This window comes from Arthrobacter sp. H41 (genome assembly GCF_000520535.1).
Lineage (GTDB): Bacteria > Actinomycetota > Actinomycetes > Actinomycetales > Micrococcaceae > Arthrobacter_D.
Map to the genome: position 1 here is coordinate 15,062 of NZ_KI914783.1, position 9,639 is coordinate 24,700.

The window sequence follows — 9,639 nt, forward strand, 5'->3', positions numbered from 1 at the left end:
GCGCCGAAACGGCTCCTGTACCCTCCCTCGCCTCCGTCAGCTCCTAGGAAAGGCCCCACCATGTCGATCGTTCTGGCTCCACCGGGCGCCGCGATTAGCTTCACGCCTGAGGACTGCACGGGCTTCCCCCTTCCGGCCTACGAATCGGTGAACTGATGGCGGTGGAACCCGCTCTCAGTACCGAGGACTACACCGCGATCGATGAGACGCTGAGGGAGACCGACCGGCTGCTGCTGCAGAACTACCCCGGCGACGACGGCACACGCCAGCCGGTCCACACCGTCTACCTCCCGGCTGACCGGTTCACGCCGGCGCTGACGGCGGACTGGGGGAGGCAGGCGCTGGCCGCAGCCGACCAGCAGGGAGGCATGGAAGCACTGTGCAGCAGTGTCGGGGTCCCCCTGGACCTGGTGCAGGGCATCAGTGACAAGGTGACGGCAAAGCTGGTGGCCGAGCCGATCGAGGACCTCCGGCTGGACTTCGAGGACGGGTACGGGCAGCGCGATGACGCCGAGGAGGACCGTCACGCCCGAAGTGCCGCAGAGCTGGTCAGGAAGTCGATCTCCGAGGGGAGCGCACCGCCGTTCATCGGCATCCGGTTCAAGAGCTTCGAGGAACCCACGCGGGCCCGGGGCCTCCGTACCCTCGATCTGTTCATCGCCGGAGTGCTTGAAGCGGGAAGCCTGCCCGAGGGACTCGTACTGACCCTCCCCAAGGTCAGTACCGTGGCCCAGGTCGAGGCGATGGTGTTCGCCTGCGAAAAGCTTGAACAGGTCCACGGGCTCGAGCCCGGCCGGCTCCGCTTCGAAGTGCAGATGGAAACCCCGCAGCTGATTCTGGCGGCGGACGGCACGGTCCCCGTGGCGACACTGCTGCATCGGGGCAAGGGCCGGGTTTCGGCGCTCCACTACGGCACCTACGATTACACCGCGTCCCTCGAGATAGCCGCCGCCTACCAGTCCATGGACCACCCCGCCGCTGATTACGCAAAACAGGTGATGCAGGTGGCGGTCGCCGGGACCGGCGTGCGTCTGTCGGATGGCTCCACGAACATCCTGCCGCTCGGTACGAAAGAAAACATCACCGCCGCATGGAAGCTCCATTCGTCCCTGGTGCGTCGATCGCTCGAGCGCGGGTTCTACCAGGGGTGGGACCTCCACCCGGCGCAACTTCCCTCGCGGTTCATCGCCACCTACCTCTTCTACCTGCAGGGGTTCAGCCAGGCGGCGTCGAGGCTGCGTAACTACGCGCATGGCCTGGAAAGCACCGTGCTCGATGAACCCGCGACCGCCCGTGCCCTTGCGCGGTTCATCCACCGGGGGCTCCACTGCGGAGCCCTCGAGGAGAGCGAAGTGGAGCACCGGACCGGCATCACCATCGCCGAACTCACTGCGCTCGCACACCCGAAAAGAATTTCCACCGGAAGGGACTCCCATGACTGATTCCACCTACTACACACCCCAGACCACACTGCCGCCCCAGACGGCGCTGCTGACCGACCGGGCGATCGTGACCGAGGCCTACACCGTGATCCCCCGGGGCGTGCTGCGGGACATCGTCACGAGCGTGCTGCCCGAATGGGCGGGGACTCGTGCCTGGGTGCTCAACCGCCCTGTCGCGGGCGGAGCGACCACGTTCGCCCAGTACCTGATGGAGGTGGCGCCCGGAGGCGGCTCGGAGGCACCGGAGCCGCAGGCGGAAGTCGAATCGTTCATCTTCCTCCTCGAGGGTGAACTCTCCGTGGTGATCGACGGCGAAAAGCACTCCCTGACACCGGGAGGCTTCGCCTACCTGCCCGCCGGGTCGAACTGGCAGGCAGGAAACAGCGGCACCGCCCTGGCGAAGTTCCAGTGGATCCGGAAACGCTACGAACCCCTCGCCGGGCACACCGCCAAGGCGGTCGTCGGCAACGAGCAGGACGTCGAGCCCGGAGCCATGCCGGATACCGACAACAAGTGGCGCACCACCCGGATGCTCCCGGTCGAGGACCTCGCCTACGACATGCACATCAACGTCGTCACCTTCGAGCCGGGTGCCTCCATTCCCTTCGCGGAGACCCACGTCATGGAACACGGGCTGTACGTCCTCGAGGGCAAGGCGGTCTACCGGCTGAACGGGGACTGGGTGGAGGTCCAGGAGGGCGACTACATGTCCCTTCGGGCCTTCTGCCCGCAGGCCTGCTACGCCGGTGGACCGTCGAACTTCCGCTACCTCCTGTACAAGGACGTCAACCGGCAGATCGTCCTCTAGGTCCTTTCTGCACGGGCGAATCCACGCCGGGCGGATCAACGCCGGGCGGCGGGGGGCCGCAGGCTGCCCGTCAGGAGCTTTGCCGGGCGCGGATTCAGAGGCGGCCCACGGGAAGGATTCGGCGCTTCCCCGTCAGATCCCCTGTGCTCCCGGCGAGTTCCTGCAGCAGAGAGGCGGTCGGCCTCATCAACTTCAGCCGATCCTCCGCCGCGCCGCGCAGGATCTCCCGCACCGGTGCCCAGTGGGATGAATCGGCCTCAGTGGTCCTGTGCTGCGGGTCCAGCGACGCTGCCGGCAGGGCCAGGAAGAAGAAGGTGTCGAAGCGCTTACCGTACCCTGTCGGCGTGATCCAGTTGGCCCACGGGTTCAGCTCCCGGACGGGTAACAGGACGCCGGTCTCCTCCTCCACCTCCCGCACCGCGGCGGTCAGCAGCACCGCGGACGCGGCCAGCAGGTTCGTTCGACCCCCGCCCCCGATGCTGGTTTCGGCCCAGCACTGTGCCTGTCTTTCGAGGAGATCCGGAGGAACGGGCCGGTTGCGGGACGCGACGCGGTCCACTTCGTCCACGCGGCCGCCCGGAAAGACCACCATGCCGGCGGCAAAGTCCATCGTGAGTGTGCGGTTCTGGATGAAAATCTCGAGATCGGGCACCTTCCCGCGCAGCATCAGGACACTAACGGCCAACTGCGGCATCACCGAGGGGACGGTGCTGTGTCCTGGGGTCATGATCCTGCCTCCTGGAAGGACTCTACCGATCGTCCTGTACCGTCCCGCTTCCTGGCCGCTGGGCGGTCTGACCGGGTTGTACGAATTGCTTGCGGTTTCGTTGACAGCCCATCCGTCGGTCGCCTAGTATTCCATTCTAAGGAACTAGATTTCCACGAAGTGATAATACGAGTAACGCAGTCCCCACCGAAGGAATCGATATGTCATACACCGTGAACTGCTCCATCCTCCTCACGGAGCTGCCCCTGCTGGAACGGCCGGCCGCTGCCAAGGCTGCGGGATTCGACAACGTGGAGTTCTGGTGGCCGTTCGCCGAATCCGTTCCGGCGGATCGGGAGATCACTGCTTTCGAGGAAGCCATCACCGGCGCCGGTGTCCAGCTGACCGGCCTGAACTTTAATGCAGGGAACATGCCGGGAGGTGACCGGGGGCTGGTGTCATGGCCGGAGCGGTCGCAGGAATTCCGGGACAACCTCGACGTCGTCGCAGGAATCGGCGGCCGGCTCGGCTGCAAGGGGTTCAATGCGCTGTACGGCAACCGCACTCCAGCGTCGACGCCGGAGGAGCAGGATGCGCTCGCAGTGGAAAACCTCGCCCTTGCGGCGAAGGCAGTCGCAGGGATCGGCGGCACCGTGCTGCTCGAGCCCGTCAGCGGCGCCGACCTCTACCCCATTCGAACCGCCCAGCAAGCGATGGACGTCATCGGCAAGGTGCGCGCCGAGGGCGCCGCGAACATTGCACTGCTGGCGGATTTCTACCACCTTTCGGTCAACGGCGACGATGTCGCAGCCGTCATCAGCAGCTTCGGTGCCGACTTCGGTCATATCCAGATCGCCGACGCACCGGGTCGCGGCGCTCCCGGCTCCGGCGAGCTGCCCCTGGGGGAGTGGATCGACAGCAGCCGGTCCCACGGCTATGCAGGCTTCATCGGACTCGAGTACAAAACCCCGGCCGACGGCGCCTTTACCTGGCTGATCCGCTAGAACGCCGATCCGCTAGACAATTGACCCGCCCAAGAACCTCGATACGCAAAGGACTAGAGACAATGAGCAGAATCGCAGTAATCGGACTCGGCATCATGGGTTTGCCCATGGCAGTGAACCTGGTCAAGGCAGGGCACGACGTCGTCGGCTTCAACCGCAGCCAGGACAAGATCGACAAGCTCGTCTCGGCGGGCGGCACCGGCGCCGCGGATGTCGCAGAGGCAGTGAAGGACGCCGAGATCATCCTCACGATGGTCCCCGATTCCCCGGATGTCGAAGCCGTCGTGCTGGGTGAGGAAGGAGTCTTCGCGAACGCGAAAAGCGGAGCGTATTGGGTGGACGCGAGCACCATCCGTCCCGACGTCAGCGTACGGCTTGCAGCGACAGCAGCGGAGGCGGGCGTGAAGGCCTTGGACGCACCGGTATCCGGAGGCGAGCAGGGGGCGATCGAGGGCAGCCTCTCCATCATGGTGGGCGGAGCCGCGGAGGACTTCGAGGCTGTGCGGCCGGCCCTGGAGGCGGTGGGCGGAACCATCGTCCACGTCGGTCCCGCAGGTTCAGGCCAGACGGTCAAGGCTGCGAACCAGCTCATCGTCGCAGGCACCATCCAACTGGTGGCCGAGGCACTGGTGTTCCTCGAGGCCCACAGCGTCGATACCGAAGCGGCCATCCGGGTCCTTGCCGGAGGCCTGGCCGGCAACCGCATCCTCGACCGCAAGGCAGCCTCCATGGCCGCGCGCACCTTCGAACCCGGCTTTCGGGTGGACCTGCACCACAAGGATCTGGGAATCGTCACCGCCGCCGCACGCGAGGCTGGAGTCGCCATCCCGCTCGGCGCCCTCACGGCCCAGCTCATGGGATCGCTCCGCGCCCAGGGCCACGGCTCACTCGACCACTCGGCGCTGCTGATCCTGGTCGAGCAACTCTCCGGCCGGGCCTCCCGGTAACCCTTCTCCAACAACTTCTCGATAGGACACCCCATGGCAAAGATGCGCGCAGTAGACGCCGCAGTACTCATCCTGGAAAAGGAAGGCGCCACGCAGGCCTTCGGTCTTCCCGGTGCCGCGATCAACCCCTTCTATTCGGCGATGCGGGCCCACGGGGGAATCCACCACGTCCTGGCGCGCCATGTCGAAGGCGCCTCGCACATGGCGGAGGGCTTCACCCGAGCCAAGGCAGGCAACATCGGGATCTGCATCGGCACATCCGGGCCGGCCGGCACCGACATGATCACCGGCCTGTATTCGGCCTGGGCGGATTCCATTCCCATCCTCTGCATCACCGGCCAGGCACCCGTGGCAAAACTCCACAAGGAGGACTTCCAGGCGGTGGACATCGCCTCGATCGCCAAACCGGTCACGAAGATGGCTATGACGGTCCTCGAGGCAGCGCAGGTGCCCGGCGCTTTCCAGAAAGCGTTCTACGAGATGCGCTCGGGTCGTCCGGGCCCGGTGCTGATCGACCTTCCTATCGATGTGCAGCAGACGCTCATCGAATTCGACGCGGAGACGTACGAGCCGCTGAAGCCTTCCAAGCCGGCTGCCACCCCGCGGCAGCTCGGGAAAGCCCTGGACATGCTTCTCCGGGCCGAGCGCCCGCTGATCATCGCGGGAGGCGGGATCATCAACGCCGACGCCGCCGATGATCTCGTCGAACTGGCGGAACTGCTCAACATCCCGGTCATCCCGACCCTCATGGGGTGGGGCGTCATTCCCGATGACCACGAGCTCATGGCCGGCATGGTCGGGTTGCAGACCTCGCACCGTTACGGCAACGCCACGATGCTCGAATCCGACGTCGTGATCGGTATCGGAAACCGCTGGGCCAATCGCCACACCGGTGCGCTCGACGTGTACACCAAGGACCGCACCTTCATCCACATCGACATCGAGCCCACCCAGATCGGGCGGGTCTTCGCGCCCGACTTCGGGATCGTCTCCGATGCGGGGGAGGCGCTGCGCGGCCTCGTCGAACTGGCCCGCGAACGCCGCGCCGCCCAGGGACTTCCGGACTGGAACGCCTGGGTCAAGGACTGCGCCCAGCGCAAGTCGCTGCTCCAGCGGAAAACCCATTTCGACAACGTGCCGATGAAGCCGCAGCGGGTCTACGAGGAGATGAATCGGGCCTTCGGGCGGGATACCAAGTACGTTTCCACGATCGGGCTGTCCCAGATCGCCGGCGCCCAGTTCCTCCACGTGTACCAGCCGCGCAACTGGATCAACTGCGGCCAGGCCGGGCCGTTGGGCTGGACCGGACCGGCAGCCCTGGGCGTGGCCCAGGCCAGCCCCGGCACCCCCGTCGTCGCCCTGTCGGGTGACTACGATTTCCAGTTCATGATGGAGGAGCTCGCCGTCGGCGCGCAGTTCAAGCTCCCGTATATCCACGTGGTGGTGAACAACTCCTATCTGGGCCTCATCCGCCAGGCGCAGCGCGGGTTCGAGATGGATTTCCACGTCTCCCTCGCCTTCGAGAACATCAACGCCCCCGAACTCGAGGGCTACGGGGTGGACCACGTCAAGGTGGCCGAGGGCCTGGGCTGCAAGGCGATCCGCGTCCGGGAGGCGGATGACCTGCAGGCCGCCTTCGCCAGGGCCGGAGAGCTCATGGCGGAGTTCCGTGTTCCCGTGGTGGTGGAGGTCATCCTCGAACGCGTCACGAACATCTCGATGGGGGCAGCCGGCATCGATGCGGTTCGCGAGTTCGAGGATCTGGCCGAATCCTCCGACGACGCGCCGACCGCCATATCACTGCTGGTCTAGGGTGAATCCATGCGGATCGTCATAGCACCGGACAAGTTCAAAGGCTCATTGTCTGCACCTGAGGTGGCCCGCCACCTCAGCGTGGGACTGCTGCGGGTGATTCCCGGTCTCGACATCCTCGAGGTGCCGGTGGCCGACGGTGGGGAAGGTACCGTGGACGCAGCCGTCGCAGCCGGCTATGAGCGGCGCCTCTTCACCGTCACCGGGCCCACCGGGGAACCGGTGTCAGCGGCGATCGCGGTCCGGGAGCATCAGGCAGTGGTGGAGATGGCCGCCGCCTCGGGCCTGGCGGTATTGCCTGGCGGGGTGCTCGACGCGCGGGGCGCCTCGAGTGTGGGCACGGGCCGGCTGATCGCGGCCGCCCTGGACCTCGGGTGCACCGACATCGTCCTCGGAGTCGGTGGAAGCGCCAGCACCGACGGCGGTGCGGGGCTCCTGGTGGGTCTGGGAGCCAGGATGCTCGACGAATCCGGCACGGTCCTGGCCCCCGGCGGCGCCGCGCTGGCACAGCTCGCGCGGATCGACCTGTCCGGGCTGGACCCACGGCTTCCGGCCGCGAAGTTCGTCCTCGCCAGCGACGTGGACAACGGACTCCTCGGCGCAGGCGGCGCAGCAGCTGTATTCGGCCCGCAGAAGGGCGCTTCCGCCGACGACGTTCGCGACCTCGATGCAGCACTCGACCGGTTCGTGCAGGTGTTGGGCCGGGAGATCGGCCAGGCTGCGGTCGATGCTGCCTCGAGCCCAGGCGCCGGTGCCGCCGGCGGCGCCGGTTATGCGGCCATGGTTCTGCTGGGTGCCACCCGTCGGCCGGGCGTCGACGTCGTCCTCGAATTCACCGGCTTCACCGACTCTCTGCAGGGCGCCTCACTGGTGCTCACCGGAGAGGGCAGCCTCGATGAGCAGACCCTGCTCGGGAAGACCCCGGTAGGAGTTGCCCGGGCCGCAGCCGCCGCCGCGATCCCGGTCCTCGCCGTCTGCGGCAGGAGCCTCCTCACTGCGGACGAGCTCAGAGCCGCAGGCTTCGACCGAACCTACGCGCTGACCGACCTCGAGCAGGATGTCGCGAAGTGCATGACCGATGCCGGACCGCTGGTTGAACGGGTGGGAGAACTGGTGGGCGCCTACCTGCAGGCGCTCGCGCCGGTCGGTCCCTCAATCTAAAGGAACATCATGGCGAAAGAGCATTCCATCCCCGGAACGGACAGCACGGTCTACGACCTCGTCCTCCGGGGCCGGAGGATTCTGACCACCGCCGGGCTCGCGGAGCGCGAGGTCGGGGTCTCGAACGGCACCGTGGTGGCTATCGTGCCGCTCGGCAGCGGACTGGCAGGACGGGCGATCGTTGACCTTTCGGATGACGAAACCCTGCTGCCGGGTCTCGTCGACAGCCATGTGCACGTCAACGAGCCCGGGCGTACCGAGTGGGAGGGTTTCGCCTCCGCGACCCGCGCGGCCGCGGCGGGCGGCGTGACCACCATCATCGACATGCCGCTGAACAGCATCCCTCCGACCGTCGACGTCGGCGCGCTCGACCAGAAGCGGGCCGTGGCGGAGAACCAGGCCTTTGTCGACGTGGGCTTCTGGGGCGGAGCGATCCCGGGAAACACCTCCGAGCTGCGCGGTCTGCACGACGCAGGTGTCTTCGGGTTCAAGTGCTTCCTGCTGCATTCAGGGGTGGATGAATTTCCGCACCTCGAGGCGGACGAGATGGAAGCCGACATGGCGGAGCTGGCAACCTTCGATTCGCTGATGATCGTCCACGCCGAGGATTCCCGCGCCATCGACCGCGCGCCGTCGGCCGAGGGGGACCAGTACGACCGGTTCCTCGCCTCCCGTCCGCGGGGCGCCGAGAACGTGGCCATCGCCGAGGTGATCGAGCGGGCACGCTGGACCGGCGCGCGGGCGCATATCCTCCACCTGTCCTCCTCGGATGCCCTGCCCATGATCGCCAGCGCCAAGCGGGACGGGGTGAAGCTGACGGTGGAGACATGTCCGCACTACCTGACCCTGTTGGCCGAGGAGATTCCCAATGGCGCCACCGCCTTCAAGTGCTGCCCACCGATCCGTGAGGCCTCGAACCGGGAGCTGCTCTGGAAAGGCCTCGAGGACGGCATCATCGACTGCATCGTCTCCGACCACTCGCCGAGCACCCTGGACCTCAAGGACCTCGAGAACGGTGATTTCGGTGTGGCCTGGGGCGGCGTCTCCTCGTTGCAGCTGGGTCTGTCACTGATCTGGACCGAAGCGCGGCGACGGGGAATCGCCCTTGAACAGGTGGTGGACTGGATGTCCGAACGGCCCGCCGCACTGGCACGGCTCACGAAGAAGGGCCGGCTCGCACTCGGCTATGACGCCGATTTCGCCGTATTCGCAGCAGATGACACGTTCATCGTGGACGTGGACAAGCTGCATCACAAGAATGCCATCAGCCCGTATGACAAGAAGCCGCTGGTGGGTGTGGTCCGACGGACCTACCTCCGGGGAGTCGAGGTCGACGGCGTGACCCCGACCGGGCAGCTGCTGCGCCGCGGTTCCGCCTGACCACCTCCGGGCCTTTCTGGCTGACGGACGAACGGACGCCCTGTTCGAACAAAGTCCGGTAAGTTAGAAGATAATTCCACAAGGCGGATATTCGGCCTTGATCCATCGGCTCGAAACGTCAGGGGACATTCATGGTTGAGAAAGCGGTCAAGGGGGGCGTGCAGTCCGTCGAGCGCGTCTTCGAGCTGTTGGAGCTGATCACCGATGCCGGGGGCGAGCTGACGCTCAGCGAGCTCTCGTCCTCCACCGACCTGCCCCTTCCGACCATCCACCGGCTGCTGCGCACGCTGGTGAGCAAGGGGTATGCCCGTCAGCTGCCGAATCGGCGTTACGCCCTCGGCCCGCGGCTGATCCGGCTCGGAGCAGGTGCCAGCAGCCA

Annotated in this window: 8 protein-coding genes and 1 pseudogene; 8 read left to right on the forward strand and 1 reads right to left on the reverse strand. The window is 66.4% G+C overall.

Annotated elements, in window-relative coordinates:
* The first annotated feature begins 155 nt into the window (after positions 1 to 155).
* On the forward strand, positions 156 to 1,442 hold the full coding sequence (locus tag Y705_RS0106740; RefSeq protein ID WP_026532298.1) for a DUF6986 family protein: 1,287 nt from the start codon (positions 156 to 158) through the stop codon (positions 1,440 to 1,442).
* On the forward strand, positions 1,435 to 2,250 hold the full coding sequence (locus tag Y705_RS0106745; RefSeq protein WP_026532299.1) for a bifunctional allantoicase/(S)-ureidoglycine aminohydrolase: 816 nt from the start codon (positions 1,435 to 1,437) through the stop codon (positions 2,248 to 2,250). Before Y705_RS0106740 ends, Y705_RS0106745 begins: the two co-directional genes overlap by 8 nt.
* Before the next feature lie 94 nt (positions 2,251 to 2,344).
* Here Y705_RS0106745 and Y705_RS0106750 read toward each other — a convergent pair whose 3' ends face one another.
* Positions 2,345 to 2,977 (reverse strand): NUDIX hydrolase, encoded by a 633-nt coding sequence (locus Y705_RS0106750; RefSeq protein WP_026532300.1) that lies wholly within the window; start codon positions 2,975 to 2,977, stop codon positions 2,345 to 2,347.
* Between the two features lie 200 nt (positions 2,978 to 3,177).
* Here Y705_RS0106750 and Y705_RS0106755 point away from each other — a divergent pair, with 200 nt between their 5' ends.
* The 6 genes and pseudogenes from Y705_RS0106755 to Y705_RS18050 all read left to right on the forward strand — a co-directional run.
* A complete protein-coding gene (locus Y705_RS0106755) occupies positions 3,178 to 3,960 on the forward strand; it encodes a hydroxypyruvate isomerase family protein (protein WP_026532301.1) in 783 nt (260 codons plus the stop codon).
* Between the two features lie 62 nt (positions 3,961 to 4,022).
* A complete protein-coding gene (locus tag Y705_RS0106760; RefSeq protein WP_026532302.1) occupies positions 4,023 to 4,907 on the forward strand; it encodes a 2-hydroxy-3-oxopropionate reductase in 885 nt (294 codons plus the stop codon).
* A gap of 33 nt (positions 4,908 to 4,940) precedes the next feature.
* Entirely contained in the window at positions 4,941 to 6,719 is a 1,779-nt protein-coding gene (gene gcl, locus Y705_RS0106765; RefSeq protein WP_026532303.1) for a glyoxylate carboligase, read from the forward strand.
* A 9-nt stretch (positions 6,720 to 6,728) separates the two neighbouring features.
* Positions 6,729 to 7,880 carry a glycerate kinase gene (locus Y705_RS0106770; RefSeq protein WP_026532304.1) on the forward strand — a complete coding sequence of 384 codons (1,152 nt, stop codon included), beginning with the start codon at positions 6,729 to 6,731 and terminating at the stop codon, positions 7,878 to 7,880.
* A gap of 9 nt (positions 7,881 to 7,889) precedes the next feature.
* Positions 7,890 to 9,260 (forward strand): allantoinase AllB, encoded by a 1,371-nt coding sequence (allB, locus tag Y705_RS0106775; RefSeq protein WP_049822386.1) that lies wholly within the window; start codon positions 7,890 to 7,892, stop codon positions 9,258 to 9,260.
* Positions 9,261 to 9,391: 131 nt separating this feature from the next.
* Positions 9,392 to 9,639 (forward strand): annotated as a pseudogene (locus Y705_RS18050) (helix-turn-helix domain-containing protein); the annotation flags it as partial.

Bases quoted from the DNA above. Each gene is read 5' to 3' on its own strand.
- Y705_RS0106740 (WP_026532298.1), top strand. From the start codon at position 156: ATGGCGGTGGAACCCGCTCTCAGTACCGAGGACTACACCGCGATCGAT.
- Y705_RS0106745 (WP_026532299.1), top strand. From the start codon at position 1,435: ATGACTGATTCCACCTACTACACACCCCAGACCACACTGCCGCCCCAG.
- Y705_RS0106750 (WP_026532300.1), bottom strand. From the start codon at position 2,977: ATGACCCCAGGACACAGCACCGTCCCCTCGGTGATGCCGCAGTTGGCC.
- Y705_RS0106755 (WP_026532301.1), top strand. From the start codon at position 3,178: ATGTCATACACCGTGAACTGCTCCATCCTCCTCACGGAGCTGCCCCTG.
- Y705_RS0106760 (WP_026532302.1), top strand. From the start codon at position 4,023: ATGAGCAGAATCGCAGTAATCGGACTCGGCATCATGGGTTTGCCCATG.
- gcl (WP_026532303.1), top strand. From the start codon at position 4,941: ATGGCAAAGATGCGCGCAGTAGACGCCGCAGTACTCATCCTGGAAAAG.
- Y705_RS0106770 (WP_026532304.1), top strand. From the start codon at position 6,729: ATGCGGATCGTCATAGCACCGGACAAGTTCAAAGGCTCATTGTCTGCA.
- allB (WP_049822386.1), top strand. From the start codon at position 7,890: ATGGCGAAAGAGCATTCCATCCCCGGAACGGACAGCACGGTCTACGAC.